General features: G+C 49.9%; 17 protein-coding genes. 8 read left to right on the top strand and 9 right to left on the bottom strand.

All coding sequences use genetic code 11. From position 1 onward, the window contains the following. Nucleotides 1–2: 2 nt before the first annotated feature. From rsxD to add, 5 genes are all read right to left on the bottom strand, one after another. Nucleotides 3–1,061, bottom strand: a complete 1,059-nt coding sequence (gene rsxD, locus HGT70_RS06445) for an electron transport complex subunit RsxD (protein ID WP_071430203.1) — start codon at nucleotides 1,059–1,061, stop codon at nucleotides 3–5. Continuing rightward, a complete protein-coding gene (gene rsxC / locus HGT70_RS06440) occupies nucleotides 1,062–3,329 on the bottom strand; it encodes an electron transport complex subunit RsxC (protein WP_214195331.1) in 2,268 nt (755 codons plus the stop codon). Then, complete coding sequence (rsxB, locus tag HGT70_RS06435; RefSeq protein WP_071434983.1) at nucleotides 3,322–3,900, bottom strand: electron transport complex subunit RsxB; 579 nt, start codon at nucleotides 3,898–3,900, stop codon at nucleotides 3,322–3,324. Before rsxB ends, rsxC begins: the two co-directional genes overlap by 8 nt. Next, on the bottom strand, nucleotides 3,900–4,481 hold the full coding sequence (gene rsxA / locus HGT70_RS06430; RefSeq protein WP_071430199.1) for an electron transport complex subunit RsxA: 582 nt from the start codon (nucleotides 4,479–4,481) through the stop codon (nucleotides 3,900–3,902). Before rsxA ends, rsxB begins: the two co-directional genes overlap by 1 nt. A gap of 116 nt (nucleotides 4,482–4,597) precedes the next feature. Beyond that, nucleotides 4,598–5,614 carry an adenosine deaminase gene (add, locus tag HGT70_RS06425; protein ID WP_214195330.1) on the bottom strand — a complete coding sequence of 339 codons (1,017 nt, stop codon included), beginning with the start codon at nucleotides 5,612–5,614 and terminating at the stop codon, nucleotides 4,598–4,600. 199 nt (nucleotides 5,615–5,813) lie between these two features. Here add and HGT70_RS06420 point away from each other — a divergent pair, with 199 nt between their 5' ends. Together HGT70_RS06420 and HGT70_RS06415 are read left to right on the top strand one after the other, a co-directional pair. Continuing rightward, complete coding sequence (locus HGT70_RS06420; protein WP_157725290.1) at nucleotides 5,814–6,050, top strand: hypothetical protein; 237 nt, start codon at nucleotides 5,814–5,816, stop codon at nucleotides 6,048–6,050. 76 nt (nucleotides 6,051–6,126) lie between these two features. Continuing rightward, on the top strand, nucleotides 6,127–6,387 hold the full coding sequence (locus HGT70_RS06415; RefSeq protein WP_071430193.1) for a putative hemolysin: 261 nt from the start codon (nucleotides 6,127–6,129) through the stop codon (nucleotides 6,385–6,387). A 61-nt stretch (nucleotides 6,388–6,448) separates the two neighbouring features. On the opposite strand, the gene HGT70_RS06410 is transcribed toward HGT70_RS06415, so the two are convergent. Next, nucleotides 6,449–7,939, bottom strand: coding sequence for a YdgA family protein (locus HGT70_RS06410; RefSeq protein ID WP_214195329.1), 1,491 nt, complete (start codon nucleotides 7,937–7,939; stop codon nucleotides 6,449–6,451). Between the two features lie 242 nt (nucleotides 7,940–8,181). Here HGT70_RS06410 and fumC point away from each other — a divergent pair, with 242 nt between their 5' ends. Then, a complete protein-coding gene (gene fumC / locus HGT70_RS06405) occupies nucleotides 8,182–9,579 on the top strand; it encodes a class II fumarate hydratase (protein ID WP_071430189.1) in 1,398 nt (465 codons plus the stop codon). Here the strand turns inward: fumC and tus are convergent. After that, nucleotides 9,576–10,496 carry a DNA replication terminus site-binding protein gene (gene tus, locus HGT70_RS06400; RefSeq protein ID WP_244968850.1) on the bottom strand — a complete coding sequence of 307 codons (921 nt, stop codon included), beginning with the start codon at nucleotides 10,494–10,496 and terminating at the stop codon, nucleotides 9,576–9,578. The genes fumC and tus overlap by 4 nt on opposite strands. Before the next feature lie 202 nt (nucleotides 10,497–10,698). On the opposite strand from tus, the gene HGT70_RS06395 reads away from it, so the two are divergent. From HGT70_RS06395 to HGT70_RS06380, 4 genes are all read left to right on the top strand, one after another. Then, nucleotides 10,699–11,151: an Rrf2 family transcriptional regulator gene (locus tag HGT70_RS06395; RefSeq protein ID WP_071430185.1), complete on the top strand. Its 453-nt coding sequence runs from the start codon at nucleotides 10,699–10,701 to the stop codon at nucleotides 11,149–11,151. Nucleotides 11,152–11,258: 107 nt separating this feature from the next. Continuing rightward, nucleotides 11,259–11,600, top strand: coding sequence for a helix-turn-helix domain-containing protein (locus HGT70_RS06390; protein ID WP_198363446.1), 342 nt, complete (start codon nucleotides 11,259–11,261; stop codon nucleotides 11,598–11,600). Nucleotides 11,601–11,699: 99 nt separating this feature from the next. Further along, nucleotides 11,700–12,164, top strand: a complete 465-nt coding sequence (locus HGT70_RS06385; RefSeq protein WP_071430181.1) for a ribonuclease domain-containing protein — start codon at nucleotides 11,700–11,702, stop codon at nucleotides 12,162–12,164. Further along, nucleotides 12,161–12,460 (top strand): barstar family protein, encoded by a 300-nt coding sequence (locus tag HGT70_RS06380; RefSeq protein WP_214195328.1) that lies wholly within the window; start codon nucleotides 12,161–12,163, stop codon nucleotides 12,458–12,460. The genes HGT70_RS06385 and HGT70_RS06380 overlap by 4 nt, the downstream gene beginning before the upstream one ends. Here the strand turns inward: HGT70_RS06380 and HGT70_RS06375 are convergent. Both HGT70_RS06375 and HGT70_RS06370 read right to left on the bottom strand, forming a co-directional pair. Continuing rightward, nucleotides 12,436–15,234 carry a virulence factor SrfB gene (locus HGT70_RS06375; protein WP_214195327.1) on the bottom strand — a complete coding sequence of 933 codons (2,799 nt, stop codon included), beginning with the start codon at nucleotides 15,232–15,234 and terminating at the stop codon, nucleotides 12,436–12,438. The genes HGT70_RS06380 and HGT70_RS06375 overlap by 25 nt on opposite strands. Continuing rightward, the gene (locus HGT70_RS06370; protein WP_214195326.1) at nucleotides 15,234–16,367 is read right to left on the bottom strand and encodes a hypothetical protein; all 1,134 of its coding nucleotides are present in this window, start codon (nucleotides 16,365–16,367) and stop codon (nucleotides 15,234–15,236) included. The genes HGT70_RS06375 and HGT70_RS06370 overlap by 1 nt, the downstream gene beginning before the upstream one ends. A gap of 161 nt (nucleotides 16,368–16,528) precedes the next feature. On the opposite strand from HGT70_RS06370, the gene HGT70_RS06365 reads away from it, so the two are divergent. Further along, nucleotides 16,529–17,578, top strand: a complete 1,050-nt coding sequence (locus HGT70_RS06365) for an AbrB family transcriptional regulator (protein WP_071430169.1) — start codon at nucleotides 16,529–16,531, stop codon at nucleotides 17,576–17,578. The last annotated feature ends 35 nt before the right edge of the window (nucleotides 17,579–17,613 follow it).

The following is a 17,613-nucleotide window of genomic DNA, read 5'->3' as shown; positions in this document are numbered from 1 at the left end:
TCCTACCCCTTAGTATGGCCGTAAACTTTCGGTTGTGTGTAGTAATCAATAAGCGGCACACAAATATTTGCGAGGAGTACGGCGAAGGCAACCCCGTCTGGATAGCCACCGAAGCTGCGGATTAACCACACTAAAATGCCGATTAAAACGCCGTAAATGAGGCGTCCTCGGTCGGTGGTTGAAGCAGAAATAGGATCTGTCGCGATAAAAAATGCACCTAGCATTGTTGCGCCGGAAAATAAATGTATGACTGGCGAAACGAGGCTATGTGGTGAGAAAAACCACCCCAATGTGGCACAGATCCCAAGAGAGAGCAGGAAGCTTACTGGAATATGCCAACGAATCGTTTTGGTGGCGAGTAGGCCGATACCGCCCAATAAGAAGCCAATATTGATCCACTGCCAACCTTGACCCGCGATAATTCCGTGGTAGATAGGTTGAGCAAGAAGATCCTGAGCAGAGTGCCCGGCCCGTAAGCCGGTTTTAAAGTTATCGAGCGGGGTAGCTTGACTGACGCCATCGACACCCATCTGTAACTGTTGCAAACTCAGGCCTGTATCATTGTGCCCGCTAAAAATCATCTGCCATGTCTCAGCAAAGGAGAGCGGGGCATGCTGTAGCGCCTCAGGGGGCAACCACCCTGTCATCTGTACGGGGAATGAGATAAGTAAGACAACATAACCGACCATCGCCGGGTTAAACGGGTTTTGGCCTAAACCGCCGTAAAGCTGCTTGGCGAAGATCATACAAAAAGCGGTACCGATGACGATGACCCACCAAGGCGCTAACGACGGAATGCTCACTCCCAGCAATAGCGCAGTAAGTAGCGCAGAGTTATCGGCAAGGGTACTGAGAATCGGTTGTTTGCGAAGACGTAATACACCGGCTTCACAACCCCAAGCAACGATTGCAGCAATCGCAATCTGTATGAGGTTTCCCCAGCCAAAGTAATACCACTGTGCAATTATTCCTGGAATGGCTGCAAGCAAAACTAGGGTCATAATACGGTTAGTACTACGACGGTTATGAGTGTACGGAGAACTCGCGATGCGAAAAGCCATTTATTCCTCTGATACCGATGAAGGTTGTGATGTCTCGTTAGAGTGGTGCGACGCGTTAGCCTGCGCTGCCCGCTTTGCCTTAGCGCGGGCGATAGCCGCAGCGACGGCGGCTTTGCGTGGGTCTTCGTCGCGAGCTACGGCCTCAGGCTCTGCAGTGGGTTCTGTCGTCTGCGCTGCCCGCTTTGCCTTAGCGCGGGCGATAGCCGCGGCGACGGCGGCTTTGCGTGGGTCTTCGTCGCGAGCTGCGGCCTCAGGCTCTGCAGTGGGTTCTGTCGTCTGCGCTGCCCGCTTCGCCTTAGCACGGGCGATGGCCGCGGCGACGGCGGCTTTGCGTGGGTCTTCGTCGCGAGCTGCGGCCTCAAGCTCTGCAGTGGGTTCCGTCGCCTGCGCTGCCTGCTTCGCCTTAGCACGGGCGATAGCTGCGGCGACGGCGGCTTTGCGTGGGTCTTCAGCGACAGCACCAGAATTTTCTATAGCGGCCTCAACGCCCACGACCTCAGCGTTGAGTTGGCTGTCATAATCGTCGGCAGTAACACGGCCTTCTTCGGTCAGCGATTGACTCTGTGCTTTCTTCGCCTTAGCTCTCGCGACAGCTGCGGCAACAGCAGCTTGACGTGAGTCCACGTCAGACTCAACCGCTTGTTGTTCGGCTTGGTAGGCACGCGCTTTCGCCTTGCGGGCAGCACGCTGGGCGATGACAGCACTATTATCAGGCTCGACGCCCTCTGTTAATGTCACGCTTTGTGCCGCTGTGGCATTTTTAGCTTTAACGCGCTCTAGCGCGGCGTTAACCTGATCCTTCTCGACATGAGTGACGCGTGCCTTAGCGGCGGCATGACGTGCCTCACGCGCTAATTTCTCTTTCTCTAAACGCGCCTGACGGGCCTCGAAACGGGCCTTAGCCTCTTGAGTACGTTGTGCTTCGATGTCAATGGCGAGTAACTCAGCCTTTTCTTGGCGATAATATTGTACCAGCGGAATATTACTCGGGCATACATAGGCACAGGCACCACACTCAATACAGTCATTAAGGTTATAGGCCCGAGCCTTATCATGATCGCCGCCTTGGCAATACCAATAAAGTTGCTGCGGCAATAATCCGGCCGGGCAGGCATCGGCACAGGCGCTACAACGAATACAGCCTTGTTCCTCTTCCGGTTCTCCCATCTCTGCTTTTGAAGGAGCGAGTAAACAGTTAGAAATTTTGATGATAGGCACGTTGAGCGCAGGGAGCGTGAAGCCCATTAATGGACCGCCCATAATCACCATCTGATCAGCATGGGGCGTAAAACCGGCGAAATTTAATAAGTGTTCGACGGGTGTACCCAAGCGGCCCCACACATTGCGAGGATGGCTAAGTGCCTCACCGGTTAGGGTCACAACGCGTTCGGTTAACGGTTCTCCATCGATGACGGCTCGCTTGATAGCAAAAGCTGTACCGACATTTTGCATTAATACGCCGATATCTGACGAACGGCCACCCTTAGGCACTTCTCGGCCAGTCAGAATTTTGGTCAGCTGTTTGGCACCGCCAGATGGATATTTCGTTGGAATTACGCGGATCACCAGATCCTGTGCATCGCCCAGTGCGTGCGTTAACGCGCTGATCGCCTCTGGCTTATTATCTTCGATGCCGATGATGATTTTCTCAGATTGCAATAACCAGCCGAGAATGCGCGACCCTTCTAGAACCTCTTCGGCGTAGTCTTGCATCAGGCGATCATCAGCGGTGATATAAGGCTCACACTCTGCGGCATTAATGATCAAGGTCTTCACACCCTTTAATCCGCCCCGAACTTTGGTTGCGGTAGGAAACCCCGCTCCGCCGAGTCCGGCTACGCCAGCCTGATGAATACGTTCAACAATGACAGCACGCTCTTGTGCGCGGTAATCGATAATGACCGGCATTTTTTGCCAGCGATCAAGGCCATCCGGCTGAATAAAAATAGCAATTTCCGGCAGGCCTGAGGGATGTGCCGTAATATGCGGGGCAATTGCCGTGACCACGCCTGAGGACGGGGCATGGATCGGTAACATTTTACCGCTACCAAAAGTTAAGGGCTGCCCACGCAGTACGGAGTCACCCACCGAGACCACTATCTCGCCTTCATGCCCGATATGCTGCTTTAGTGGCAGGACGAATTGCTTGGGTAGTGGGATCTCGGTAAGTGGTGTGCCCGAAGATTGTGACTTCATTTCAGGCGGATGGATCCCCCCTTTAAAGTCCCAGATTGGTTCGCGGCGTAAACGTGAGAGAAAATTAAACATGATTATCAACCGGTATAACGCGGACAGGGATACTGTTCAGATCCCATTTCCAATTAGCCTGCGTGGTAGGAACAGGACGCATCTCAATACAATCGGTAGGACAGGGCGCTACACAGAGATCACAGCCTGTACAGAGATCGGTAATAACAGTGTGCATCGCACGAGTCGCCCCAACGATTGCATCGACGGGGCAAGCCTGTATACATTTAGTACAACCGATACAGTTACTTTCGTCTATCCAAGCTATCTGTTTTTCCGGTTCCTTTGCTTCTTGTCCGCCATCAATGGGCTGAGGATCAACGTTGAGTAGCGTCGCAATGCGCAGCATTGTCTGCTCCCCTCCCGGCGCGCATTTATTGATTGCCTCACCTTGATTGCCCACGGCTTCTGCATAAGGTTTGCAACCAGGATAGCCGCACTGACCACATTGACTCTGCGGGAGCAATTCGTCGATCTGCTCGACAATCGGATCTTCTTCGACCTTGAAACGTCGAGAGGCATAACCGAGAAGCCCACCAAAACCAAGACCTAAAAGACTGATCGCAACGATCGCGATGCAAATAGCGATAATCAAAACTTCACCAATCCTGTAAAGCCCATGAAGGCTAACGCCATTAAGCCGGCGGTTACCAGCGCGATGGACGAGCCCTTAAAGGGGGCGGGGACATTGGCGAGGACCAAGCGTTCGCGAATACCGGCAAAGAGGACCATAACGAGTGAAAAGCCCAGTGAGGCGCTGAAACCATAAACGGCAGCCTGCAGGAAACTATGATGGAGATTTACACTGAGTAACGGAACGCCTAATACTGCGCAGTTGGTTGTGATCAGCGGTAAGAAAATCCCGAGTAGCCGGTATAGGGACGGGCTAGTTTTACGGACGACCATTTCGGTAAACTGTACGGTCACGGCGATCACTAAGATATAAGCCAGCGTGCGTAGATAGACGAGATCAAGGGGAACCAAGATCAAGTGGTTTACTATCCACGCGCAGATAGAGGCCAGAGTGATGACGAAAGTGGTCGCCATACCCATTCCGATCGCGGTTTCGAGTTTTTTGGACACACCCATGAATGGGCAAAGGCCTAAAAACTTTACCAGCACAAAGTTATTTACCAATACCGTGCCGATAAAGAGAAGAAGATAATCAGTCATGTGTAAGCCATTTAATAAAATCTCCCGACATTATCTGAAAATATCGGGAGTATCTCAACGTTGTACCCTAAATATACCTAAGGATAAGCACTAAGCATTAAATTTTTGATTAATATTTAACCGTTTCGTGCATTGCGTTGAAGCGCTTTGTCTCTAAGGGCGCGTTTTTCATCTTGACTTAGGAAGGCCATATAGAGCCCATTCTCTTGTGCTTGGCGGATCTCTTCAGGAGTTAAGCCAGCAGCAGGGGCTGCAACTTCATATTCATGGGCAAGTTCAATACCTTGAACAGCAGGATCATCGGTATTTAACGACGCCATTACGCCGTGCTGTAAAAATTGTTTTAACGGATGGTGACGCAGTTCTGCAACCGTACTGGTTTGGATATTTGACGTCAGACAAGATTCGATGCCGATCCCGTGTTCAGCAAGGTAATCCATTAAGGCTGGATCTTGGACGGCTTTAACGCCGTGGCCAATACGTTCTGCTCCAAGCTCTTTAATCGCCTGCCAGATGCTCTGCGGACCTGCTGCCTCACCAGCATGTACCGTGATGCGTAGACCGGCATCCCGCGCCCGCTGGAAGTGGCTCAAAAAGCGGTCACCCGGAAAGCCTAATTCATCTCCGGCTAAATCTACGGCAACGATATGATCGCGATGCGTTAATAATCCGCTCAGCTCTTGCTCGCAGGCCTCTTCACCGAAGGTACGGCTCATGATTCCAATGAGTTTGGCACTAATCCCAAAGTCACGGCATCCCGCGTGCACACCATCAATGACCGCCTCGACCACGCCTGCAATCGGTAATTGATGAGTCATCGCCATGTAGCCCGGCGAAAAACGCAATTCGGTATAATCGATACCCGCTCGTAGCGCATCTTCGATATTCTCATAAGCGACACGACGGCACGCATCCAGGTTGCCTAATACTTTTACACCCCAGTCAAGCTTCTGTAAAAAACTGACGAGATTGGGCTCGTTCGACATGACTTGGACGTGAGGGCGTAGAAGCTCGATATCATCAGCAGGTAACCCACAATTAAAGGCACGCCCTAAATCGAGAATAGTGCTCGCACGAATATTACCATCTAAGTGACGGTGGATATCGGTAAGGGGAAGTTGAGAATTAATCATGGTTGGCTCTTCATCAGTGTATATGTTGCGCATAGTATAAAAACATCCGCTATTACGATGCCAACTTTTTCAGTGATCTCAATAAGGCTTTAGTATCTTCATGGTCAAAAATCCCTCAACGATAAGTGATTTAGATTGAATGGATTAATTATTCATCTAGAATGGAGGTAATCACTGCCGATATTAAGGGATAGACCTGATGATTGATTATTTGAAACTCGCAGAGGGCGAGCGCTTAACCTTATTACGCGAAACCCATCTTCACACGCAGGGCCAGACCTCGATCAAAGAGTGGCAGATTGTGGATAGCCAAGGCACGATTACTGGTGGAGTTACCCTACGGGATCGCATGAACTCACGTCGTTCTTATAGTGGTGAATACCGATTGACGCAGCGCGATCGCCAAGGTGACATCGTTCTTGACCGCCTAATCTAATTCACTTTCGGCGGCTTCCTATCGTCGACGTGAAGCATTAGGGATAAACTGCAACTCGAGCTACTAGGAGAAACTGATGAATCAACGTACTTTATTCAAAGCAGTTGCGGGACTCACGCTAATGACGGCACTCACCGCCTGTACACAATCACCTCATAAAGAAGCCTCTGAGCGGCAGATCGGGATGGCGAACCCTGCCTCGGTCTATTGCCTCGCTCAAAAGGGCCAGCTGGATAATGTTAGTACAGCCCAAGGCATCAGTAGCTACTGCACACTCCCGAGCGGGGAACGCGTAGAGGAATGGGCGTTATTCCACCGCGATCACCCTAATCGATAAGCGGTGACGTTACAAAGAAAGCCCCACAGAGTGGGGCTTTTCAATGAGGCATTCTAATTATTTATTCGTTGCCGCTAGAAGTAAGATACTGTTCAATAAATTGCTCTAACGTCATCTTATCCTTGTTAACCGTAACCTGACCTGCGCCATAGTGCAGCGACGAACTAATAGCCGTATCGTTGCTCGTCGTGAGGTGGTACATCTCACCCAGTGCGGACAGCGACTGAATTTGCTGATTTGCAAACTGGCCGGCTTGTTCAGCGGGGACCCCTTCCGATTGTGCAATCACTGACAGGAGCTGTGTCGCCATCGGTTTATTGACCGATAGAGATGCACTCAGTTGCGCAATATAGTTATCAACGATACCCGATAGCCCTTGACGGTTAACCTGAGTTTTAGACGGATCGTTAAAGTCTGCCTTCATGGAGAAATGACTTTCACCTTTCTCGTTTTTCAAGGTTAAGTCATCGATCGAGAAGTGGGGTGCACCAGCGAGTAACGCCGGGACGTTTTGTAGTACTGTCGCGTTAACCTCGTTTTGCATCGCTTGCAGCTCATCCTGATTCGTCACATGTGCGATGTTGGCCATATTTTTCTGTACGGCTTGGTTATAATTGTCGTAGAACGTCTTCATACCACTCGCACTGAAATCTTGCAGTGACAGTTTTAATGTGGCTGAGCCTAACGGGAGTTGTTGCCAGTCTATCTTGTCAATATGATAATGTAGGGTGCCATTCAACAGGTTCTTGACGCTTTTAAGGTCAGAGTTACCTTTTATTCCGGTGAATTGGACTGCCGGTTTATGGTTAAGTGCATACATAAAATTATTGGCACCAATTTGTTGGGTACCAACGCGAAGCCCTTCGTCACTCAAACGACTGTCGGAGCGGACTGATAAACCGTTCACGGTTAATTCGGTATCCACATCGGCCTCATTCTTAAAACTAAGCACGATCTTGCCTGTATCGACATTTAACTGAATCCCACGCTGACTCGGTGTCGTTTTTAGCATAATTTGCGCTGCATCGCTGCTTAGGCTGCTATCCTGAGCCGCATAATTTACTGGCTCAATCTGGATATTCGAGGCGGTAGTACGACCATATCCGACGCGCGTTTCAGCGGTGAACGGTGTTTTACCCTTGGTCGCCTCGAACAAGGCTTTCACGCTCGGGGTATTCGCCAGCTCGCTATGAATTGAGGCGAGTGCAGGGAGCAAATTGAAGTGTTTCAGTTGTGCCAGCGGAAAAGGTCCATGGCTAATGGTTTCATTAAAGACGACACGATCCCCTGGCTCTAACAGCGCGTTAGCATCCTCGGCGGGGAGACGGCTTTTAACCAGCAACTGTGTCGAGCTACTAAAAATATGGCGTTGATAACCCTCACGTGTGACGACCAATCCAGCTTCAGGATATTGCTGCGTTAATTGCTGATTGAGCTGTGCGACCACCTGATCGATATGCTGCTCGGCTTTCTTGCCGGTATACCACGCTGCACCCGTCCACAGGACGCCAATCCCTACGATGACGGCGAGAGCTACTTTTGACTTCTTCATGATAATGGGGTCCTTGTCGATCCTGATAATTGGGCAGCAGTCACTGTGAAGGATCTTCTCCGCCGCGACACAACTGTTTTACATGCTTTTACATTCTAACCCCTTAATCTGTCAAGGATCTGTCATAAGAGGAGCTGGAATTCCTTATAGCCTAAGAAATTTTCCCAATTAATGCGCCTAACCTGCAAATTTATGATTAAGGCGTAGACTTAAGGGAAATTCATAGCGAAGAGAAAGAGATAATGAGTGAATTCCGCCAAGAACAGGACTCGATGGGTAAAATTGATGTCCCTGCGAATAAATTATGGGGGGCACAGACCCAGCGCTCTTTAGAGCACTTCAAAATTTCGACTGAAAAAATGCCACCGGAACTGATTCACGCCTTAGCCATCACTAAACGGGCTTCGGCTAGAGTGAATCAGCAACTCGATCTTCTCGATGATGAAAAAGCCTCTGCGATTATCGCGGCGGCGGATGAAGTGCTCGCCGACAAGCACCGTACTGAGTTTCCTCTCGCGATCTGGCAGACGGGGTCGGGGACACAGACAAATATGAATATGAATGAGGTATTGGCCAACCGAGCAAGTGAATTGCTGGGTGGGGAGCGGGGGATGGCGAGGAAAGTCCATCCTAATGATGATGTTAATAAGAGCCAAAGTTCTAATGATGTCTTCCCTACCGCCATGCATATTGCGGCGAAACTGGCACTAGTGCAGGAATTGCTGCCCGCCCTCGAACAGCTGACCGACGTGCTGGCCAAGAAATCAGAGAAATTTGCAGATATCGTTAAAATTGGTCGTACGCACTTGCAAGATGCCACGCCATTGACGCTAGGGCAGGAGATCTCCGGCTGGGTGAGTATGCTGAAATTCAGTAAGTCTCACCTTATGGCGACGCTTGATCATCTCTCTGAACTTGCGTTGGGCGGTACAGCGGTAGGAACGGGGTTAAACACTCATCCGCGCTATGCTCAGGGTGTCGCTGAGGAGATTTCGGCGTTTACTGGCGAAACCTTCGCCACAGCCCCTAACAAATTTGAGGCATTAGCCACCTGTGATGCTTTAGTACATCTACATGGGGCGTTGAAGGGACTAGCTGCCTCGTTGATGAAAATCGCCAATGATGTACGCTGGCTGGCGAGCGGTCCAAGGAGTGGGATTGGCGAAATTACCATCCCAGAAAATGAACCGGGAAGCTCGATCATGCCGGGAAAAGTCAATCCAACACAGTGTGAGGCTCTCACGATGATCAGCGCACAAGTGATGGGTAACGATGTCGCGATTACGGTGGGAGGCGCATCGGGAAATTTTGAACTTAACGTTTATCGCCCGATGATCATCCACAATGTATTACAAAGTCTGCGATTACTCACAGATGGCATGCACAGTTTTACCGAGCATTGCGCGCAAGGAATCGAACCGGATAAAGCTCGAATTCAACAGCTGGTTAATAACTCCTTGATGCTGGTAACCGCGCTGAACCCGCATATCGGCTATGATAAGGCGGCTGAAATCGCTAAGAAAGCCCATCATGAGGGCTTAACGCTTAAAGAGTCAGCGTTGGCACTCGGTTACCTGAGTGAGGAACAATTTGAACAATGGGTCAGACCGGAGAGAATGACGGGCCATTCTTCACGCTAATCCTCTTTCCACAGCCATAAACGAGGGATGACTAATGTCGCAGGATGAGCATCCGGCTTATGACGATGAGCGACATTTTCTTCATCGTAATCGAGTAAACTGCCCAGCTCGGGCAGTGTTTCGCCCGCTAAATAAGTAATAATTAAGGGGCTAGGGCAGGCATGTTGCGTCTGTTTTTGCTGCGCGCTCTGCCATAAACGGACGATAGGCTGTACTTTTACGGGCCGTTTAATCTTCAACCGCACATCTTGAGGGAACTGCTGGATTAGCCTTAGCTCTTCATTAACCCTCTCTGCCCATTCTTCCCGCGTCCAGGGTGCGCGCGCACGTTTTGCATTGAGGCTCTTCTCCAGCTGCTCAATCACCTGTTGGCGACTCAGTCGTTTAATGACATGTTTATTCGCCCAGCCGAAATTAACGGAGTCAACGCTAGGCAGGACATGCAAACTCCGGTAGACATTTAAGGTGAGTAGGCCAGGGAAATGCTGATGGACAAACGGAAAGCGCTCAGCTGACGTAAGCTCACTGTCGACGGTAATTAACTGCTGGAAGTGCTGTTTTGCTCGATTAATCGTCGTACTAAGTTCATTGAGTTCGTCACGTTCCTCCTGCGTGACCTGTATACAGAGCGCGCCGGGGAGACGGGTGGCACTACGCGTACTCTGACGTTCGGATTGTTGCTGTAAGTAGAGATGAGAGAAGTGTTGTAACGCCAGCTGGCGAGCCTGTTGTCCTAGTTGCTGCTCAACATGGAGGGTAGGCGTGGGTGTAAGTTCGTCACCTTTGAGCGTAGGCGGCAACACGAAAACTCGCGCTGTCGTCAGCTTAGCTCGACCAACATGCTCTGTGAATTTTGCTAGCTGGCTTTCGATTATTGCCAATGTCTCGCGCATTTCTTCGACTAATGTATAACGCATAATACACCTTAGTTACAACATACTATTATAGTAATGATAGTAGTGTGCTTCGGTAAGTATGACAATAAAATCGTCAATAAAATGGTGAGAAACTACATATAACGTGCGATGAGCGTGTCCGCACCTTCTGCTGAACGCTAATTTTTGCTAGAGTAGGGGAGTTATGGTCGACTGTTCTTATTTCTGATGTGAAGAGGCTTTGATGCTAGATTATCGTTTTCCAACTGCTCTCCAAATGGTACTCAGTGTCGCAATGTCTGAGGAACAAGGAAAACGTTCGACCAGCAGTACCCTCGGTAGTGGGGCAGAAGCTAATCCAAGTCTTATCCGTAAGCTAATGGTGCCTCTTACCCGTGAAGGCATATTCGTTACCACATTGGGTCGTACAGGCTCTATCCACCTTGCGCGTCCTGCCGAGCAAATCACACTCTGTGATATTTATATGGCGGTGAGCCATGAAAAGAAACTCCTTAATTCTCGTCCCGATGTGAAAAAGCCCTGCTGTGTCGTGAGCGCTAATGTATGCTGGTATTTCAAAGAGATAGCAGAAGAGGCCGAGCAAGCGTCCTTACAAGTACTCGCAAAACATACTGTGGCCGATGCCTTATTGGCCTTGAAGCAGGGTAAGGAAATCACCGACTCCAATTGCGAGTAATTTCTGAGAAAAATAAAGTGTAACTTTAAAGGTTGCATTTATTCAGGATAGGGTGCATTATTTATTGCAACTAAAACTGATACACTTTATTTCGCTAGGAGTTACTGATGAATGGTTCTTTCTTTGATGATTTGATTCATTGGATCGACACCCATATTGAAAACCGCTTGAACTTAGATATGGTCGCTGACCGTGCGGGCTATTCGAAGTGGCACCTACAACGCATGTTTAAAGAACATACTGGCCATGCATTGGGCGAGTATATCCGAACAAAAAAACTTGAAAAATCGGCGTGTCGGTTGACTCACTCAGATGAACCAATTCTTACCGTCGCCATTTCGATGGGCTTCGATTCTCAGCAGTCATTTAATCGTAGTTTTAAGCGCCAATATGGAATGGCTCCAGGCACTTGGCGACGTACCGCTTCTCCTCAGCAAACCATGCATTAATCGCTTCCTGCTCTCCGCCTCCGTGTTAGGCGGGTGCAGCATCGCATTCCTTCTTGTGCTCTGCTAGACTTCTGGCATCGTCCACAAGGTAATATCGCTATGCAGCTAAAAAAACTCAGGCCCGTAATCATTCTGGCCCTACTATTGATTGGCTATGCCCTAAAAGTTTGGCATTCGCCGGTTGCTTCGCCATCGTCACCGACACAACATTCTTCTAGCTCCCGTGCATCGAGCGAAGTCAATAGCGACCCATTGACCGTAGCGCGCTATATCCAAGCTCATCAGCGACTCCCTGATTTTTACATTCGTAAAGGCGAAGCACGCCGCGACGGATGGGTAGCATCGAAAGGTAACCTTTGCGATGTCTTGCCTGGTCGCGTGATCGGTGGGGATCGTTTCTCAAATCGAGAGCATAGTCTCCCCGACAGTGCGGGGCGCCATTGGCAAGAAGCCGATGTAAACTTTAGCTGTGGCCGACGTAATAGCGATCGACTGCTTTATTCATCAGACGGTCTAATTTATCTTACGACCGATCACTATCGAAGCTTTAAGCAGGTGCCATGATGTTTACGCTGCATTTCGATTGCCGAGATATTAAAACGCGGGATGATTTTTACCAGCAACTATGCCAGCAATATCCCGCTTATTCCTCCTTCGGCTATAACCTTGATGGGCTATGGGACTGGTTAACAGGGGAGTTACCGCTACCCTTAACCTGCCACTTCCATGGCCTCAACCCTCAACAACTGAAGGCAGGTCAACCCCTTGCCGCAATATTCGCTGTATTGCATGAGGCTCAGGCTGAACAGCGCGATCTCTATCATATCGTCGTCGACTACGACGGTGATGTAGAAGAGTAATCGCAGGCAGCCATAATGTTCCCATCGTCCCGCCAGTGGCTATCGTGAGGATCACCGGTTACCGATAGGGTATTCATTTCTATGACGACGCTCAGCGGGTCAAGAAGCTGCTGCTGGCTATCTCGCAGGCTGATAACACGAGGGAGTTCACATAACTCTCCCTCAGCATCGAAGTCCCACTCCAGCTCGACACTGATACCGAGAGCGAGATTGTGCAATGTGTGCCGATCGGGAAGTAAAGCGAAGAGCGGGGTAGCGACTATGTCAGGCATATCAATACAGCGATAACCCATAGATGTTGCCGAGTTAAGGGTATGGATTGTCCGCTGCTTGCCTTGATAAGGGGGGGAAACAAGGGGGTACTGTAATCGGCCTTGTTGATTCAGTGGACCAAACCATCGTGCGACAGCGGTCGTACAACTATCACCCGCTACAAGCCCGTACTCTGAGGTAAGTTGCTGTTCCGCCAAACGGTAGATTAAGGCTCCCAAACTATTCGCCTGTTTGCCATTAGCCAATTTGCCTTTTGTACAGAAGGGCAACGCGGTATCGAGCGTTAGCGCAGATAATGGATATGCCGCCGCATGGCGACCAGTAAAAATCTGCTGGAAGACGGGCAAATCTAGGGATTGACCGCCCAATAAAACGATGTCGCAATGGTTTTTTGTGACAGTGTCACTTAATAGTTCTAGCAAGCGGTACAACTCGTTCTGTGTAGACTGGAGAGTCTCTACTAAATCTGAAAATGGAAACTCAATACACCATCCTCTTAGCTGTAATTGCGTAGAGGACGACGTCAACCCCATAACCCTCTCCATGAGCGTTCGCTCAACGAAATCTAACGATCTCTGCTCAATAAAATGTTCAACGCGACAAGAGTAAGCGGTCTCAGAGAGCTGGTAGCGCTGCAAAATATCGTCGACCAGCGGTAAGAAGAGGTGTCTGACCATATATTGCCGCCAAGGAGTGTCCCCCGGGCGACTCTTACCCCGACAAAATAACCGCTCAAATAGCGTATCGATATCGCTAACGCCTTGCTCGCGGAGATATCTCGTCAATTGTGGGAGTAAAAACTGCCTGATAATGACTAACAGGATATTATCACCCGCTACGCTAACTCCCTGACGATAGATGAGATGTGGCGTTAGGGCTTGCGCCTCGTCGTCATTGTGTCGAGAAGCATAATAGTCCGTTATGGCCAGATCCGTTGTCCCGCCCCCGACGTCGATCAAGGCGATACGCAGAGGGTCGTTCAACGTAGAATGACGATAGCGTTGAAGTAATGTGCTGATCGAGTGTTCATGTAGCTTCTGCCATAACCAGACCAACTGGCCACAGCTGGCTTCATCCCAAGGAAATACCAGCTCAATATGGCCTGTTAACGGGAAAAATTGCGGCTGTGCAGCGCGAATGAGATCAATGGCCTGTTGAGTGAGAGCTTGGAAGCGCTTGCGCTCAAGAGCCGTGAAGTTTACCGGAAGCGTAAAATTTATCCGGTTGATATAGCGGGGGAGCGTTGTGCGATTCATCTTTTGCCGATAGTCATAGCTATTGATTTGATTAGCAATCTGACATAGCAACTCGGCGATAAAAAAAGTGAATAATGTTGCGCGGGAAAACTGAGGCTTAAACACCGGAACGCGAAAGCGGTCGGCTCTTGACGTATGTAATCCGCCTCCATCATCGAGTAATAAACTAAAGGGATGGTCGATAGACGAATAGCTGGCACCATCCACTTGCGGTGCGTTGAACCACGTAAAAGGCGATGGGTGATCGTCCCATAAATAGCGCCGAGGAGACGTAACACCTTGATAGTGTAAATCCGTATGAGATTCGCTATTTAGACGTTCAGCCTCCGGACCCATTCTGAGAAGTGAATACCATTGAAAAGCATCCATTCTACCGCTGGCGGAAGACAATCCATTATCGCCAAACGGCTCTGTAGAAAAGTTTATTTCGCTACTGAATAACGTACAAGGGGCATTCGTCGGGCAACTGAGATCACGAATTACGATCTCGCTACAGCCCGCGAGCGGGTGGGTATCTTCTATGCCGGCCTCATACAGGACACCGCAGCTATTAGTATTGCCCACGTCGATAATCGCTTCTACCGCGATGGCGGATTCTTCTCTCTGTAACGCCCTTAATAATACTGGGTGTGGTGATACCTGTTGCGCTAAGACTTTCAGTAGATTGATATAGTGCGCCTGCCAGATAAACGCGGGTACTCGAGGGGAACAATGGTTTAAGGGCGGCGGAAGTAATGAGGATAGCCAATGGCTGACCCAGGCTTGTTCGATAAAGCAATACCACTGGTCGCAGCGCGACGGCAAGGCAAATAATTGTTCTTGCTGTACATCAAATTGACTAGGTTGCACGTCGCTGATGGTTTTAGCTACCGCGGTATCGAAGGCGAGCACTATTTTCCCTCCAGCTGCTTGTGGCGACGAAATATAGGCCCGTACCCAATTCGTAGGGCCTGATCCCGTTGGCGATAAATATGGAATTGGAAGCCAGCGGTGCTGTAAAAATTCTAAGGACTCGGATAGCGAAAAAGAGTAGTCAGGCCGAACCCACTCGACGGCGCTATCTGGGCTAGCGCGATAATAATAGTGACCCGCCGCATCACAATCGACGACGCGTAGAGGTCCTTGTGCACTGGCACGTATAAAAGCGGTACGCGTTAGGGTCGATTCACAGGAGAAGGAATACGCCATAAACTGTATCCCCGAATCGGCAATTAGGATACGTGGCTGTCGTTGTGCAGTGACCATTATTGATCCCCGTTTAGCAAGGTTATCGGTAGTCGCGTTGTCGTATTTTTCTTCCACAGGCATTGCGTATTGGGCGTGCTGTTTTCACACACCAGTGTCGGCGTATAGGCGGAAAGAGCATTGGTACAACGCTTTCTTGTTGAGGTGATGGTGAGCTGACCTTTAGCGGTAAATGCCGCTTTACTCGTCACCTTACACCGCATTGCGCCAGAGGCGAGAATAGTGGTCGCTCTGCCATCCTTAAACCGAAAAGTGACCTGAATATGTCTCGCCGTATCCGGTAGCGTAGTGGTCCAGACCCCATTGAGGAACGCGATATCGCCCCTTAAACGTGAACTCGACGGGATCATTAGCGGCTTACGGACGATCTTTGGTTTCTCAGCGATAGGAGGGGGTATATCGCTCGCCAGCATCATAGGAAGCGATTGTATAACGTTAACGAGCCGTTCATGGGTGATCCTGACTTGATCCAACTTAGTGAGTGACGGTGTAGGAAATGGAGATGCCGATGGCTGCCTGACCTCATAATACCCAGCACCTATTAGCAAGAGTAGGACGAGGCCTATTAATCGGGTCATCCCGTAGCCAGAGATGGGTTTAGCCACAGAGGGTAGATCAGGGCTAGCGGGTAGAGCCTTTTCAGTATCAGGAAAGTAATGCTGATAAAGTTTGTTCACGTCGATAGCTCGGTGTTCAGCGTCATAATACCCCCAGTACACAATCAGCGGTTGCTGATTAACACAGTAAATCGCGTCGGTAGAGGGAAGCACCGTTAAGTTCTGTAGGATCTTGTCGATAATAGAGAGTGAGTAGGTGATGTGCTGCGGTAGCTGGCTACGGAAATGTTCGATTGCCTTGATTATTTCGACGAGACGAGCAACACAGGCAGCCTGTTGAGATCGCGTAGCCTTTTGCCACGGGATGATAGGTTGTGATGTTGCACTGCAAAACCACAGTGGTGGTCGTCCCTGCCTGCCGTAGCTAGGCTGTGCAAAACACTGACTGATATCATCTACACCCGCCTCGGTTAATAGTTGAAAAATCTGTGGGGCGTAACGACCGACAGGAATACCTTCTACATTAACGCTAATATATTCCTGAGTGGGCGTTACTTCTAATGCTGTCCTCACCATAAGTCATCTCAATCTGTTTAATCTCGATAATTAATCACTTATGATACGGGCCTCACTGACCGGGTATGGCGGGAATAGCGTGACGTTAATGCGCGTATCTAGGCTATTATTATTACTAATCGGTAAGTTATATCGTCATTAACGATGGATAGGGAGGCCGTGTGTTTCACTCACCACGTATCGTACGCTGGCTCGTATTGATTGTTGCGAGCCTTGGCGCCGTCTCACTCCTTGAAATGGTGCATCTTCCAGCCGCGCTACTTCTCGGACCGATGTTTGTCGCCATCGCTTTCGCTGTAGCCAAGAAAGGGGTCGCGCTCAATCGAACTCTTTTTCGCGCCTCCCAGGCAGTGGTTGGGGCGATGATCGCCCGTGCGATGCCCCTCGATGTATTTAAAGAGATAGCCCATACCTGGCCGATCTTTATTATGACCGTATTTTCGGTCATCGCGGTCAGCACCATCCTCGGCGCATTACTGGCGAAATTTAATATCCTTCCTGGTACGACGGCATTATGGGGATCCTCCCCAGGGGGTGCCACGGCGATGACATTAATGGCGGGTAACTTTGGTGCCGATGTGCGTCTGGTGGCATTTATGCAGTACCTACGCGTCCTGCTTGTCACCTTACTCGCAACTATCGTCAGTCACTTCCTCGCACCAGAAAGTGCGGCAGTCTCGGTGGTCGCCCAGCTTGAGCAACCTATTGTATGGAGCGCATTTGTCCTAACGATGGCTATTATTGCTGGGGCGTTGCTATTGGCGAGATTTATCTCACTCCCCGCTGCACCCATGCTGATCAGCATGGTGATGATTAATTTGGCCATGAACGTTGGTGGGCTACAGATTGAGCTCCCTCTGCCGCTATTAGCCATCGCTTACGCCATTATTGGGTGGAGTATTGGCCTACGGTTTACCAAAGATATTTTGCGTTACGCGTTCCATGCGCTTCCCGCCATTCTCTTCTCGGTATTGTTGTTGATAGGGATATGCTGTGTATTTGCGTGGTTGTTAGTGGAGTATGCGGGGATTGATCCACTGAGTGCTTATTTAGCCACAAGCCCTGGTGGCGCGGACTCCGTAGCGATTATCGCTTCCTCGGTGTCGGTTAATCAGCCGTTTGTGATGTCGATGCAGACAGGGCGTTTTATTGCTGTCCTCTGCCTGGGACCTGCACTTTCTCGATTGGTTGCGCGCTGGCTACATCAATAAATAAGATGCGGCGAGAGCCAATGGCCACTGACTCT

Origin of the sequence: Rosenbergiella collisarenosi (assembly GCF_018494085.1) — a bacterium.
Classification (GTDB): Bacteria; Pseudomonadota; Gammaproteobacteria; order Enterobacterales; family Enterobacteriaceae; genus Rosenbergiella; species Rosenbergiella collisarenosi.
Note: the sequence above shows the minus strand (reverse complement) of the source record. Positions and strands in the feature narration are given on the sequence as shown.

What these genes read in the sequence shown, in the direction of transcription:
- rsxD (WP_071430203.1), bottom strand. Translation starts at nt 1,061, where the DNA reads ATGGCTTTTCGCATCGCGAGTTCTCCGTACACTCATAACCGTCGTAGT.
- HGT70_RS06380 (WP_214195328.1), top strand. Translation starts at nt 12,161, where the DNA reads ATGATGTTTACGCTGCATTTCGATTGCCGAGATATTAAAACGCGGGAT.
- add (WP_214195330.1), bottom strand. Translation starts at nt 5,614, where the DNA reads ATGATTAATTCTCAACTTCCCCTTACCGATATCCACCGTCACTTAGAT.
- HGT70_RS06385 (WP_071430181.1), top strand. Translation starts at nt 11,700, where the DNA reads ATGCAGCTAAAAAAACTCAGGCCCGTAATCATTCTGGCCCTACTATTG.
- HGT70_RS06370 (WP_214195326.1), bottom strand. Translation starts at nt 16,367, where the DNA reads ATGGTGAGGACAGCATTAGAAGTAACGCCCACTCAGGAATATATTAGC.
- fumC (WP_071430189.1), top strand. Translation starts at nt 8,182, where the DNA reads ATGAGTGAATTCCGCCAAGAACAGGACTCGATGGGTAAAATTGATGTC.
- tus (WP_244968850.1), bottom strand. Translation starts at nt 10,496, where the DNA reads ATGCGTTATACATTAGTCGAAGAAATGCGCGAGACATTGGCAATAATC.
- HGT70_RS06420 (WP_157725290.1), top strand. Translation starts at nt 5,814, where the DNA reads ATGATTGATTATTTGAAACTCGCAGAGGGCGAGCGCTTAACCTTATTA.
- HGT70_RS06395 (WP_071430185.1), top strand. Translation starts at nt 10,699, where the DNA reads ATGCTAGATTATCGTTTTCCAACTGCTCTCCAAATGGTACTCAGTGTC.
- HGT70_RS06375 (WP_214195327.1), bottom strand. Translation starts at nt 15,234, where the DNA reads ATGGTCACTGCACAACGACAGCCACGTATCCTAATTGCCGATTCGGGG.
- HGT70_RS06390 (WP_198363446.1), top strand. Translation starts at nt 11,259, where the DNA reads ATGAATGGTTCTTTCTTTGATGATTTGATTCATTGGATCGACACCCAT.
- rsxA (WP_071430199.1), bottom strand. Translation starts at nt 4,481, where the DNA reads ATGACTGATTATCTTCTTCTCTTTATCGGCACGGTATTGGTAAATAAC.
- HGT70_RS06415 (WP_071430193.1), top strand. Translation starts at nt 6,127, where the DNA reads ATGAATCAACGTACTTTATTCAAAGCAGTTGCGGGACTCACGCTAATG.
- HGT70_RS06410 (WP_214195329.1), bottom strand. Translation starts at nt 7,939, where the DNA reads ATGAAGAAGTCAAAAGTAGCTCTCGCCGTCATCGTAGGGATTGGCGTC.
- rsxC (WP_214195331.1), bottom strand. Translation starts at nt 3,329, where the DNA reads ATGTTTAATTTTCTCTCACGTTTACGCCGCGAACCAATCTGGGACTTT.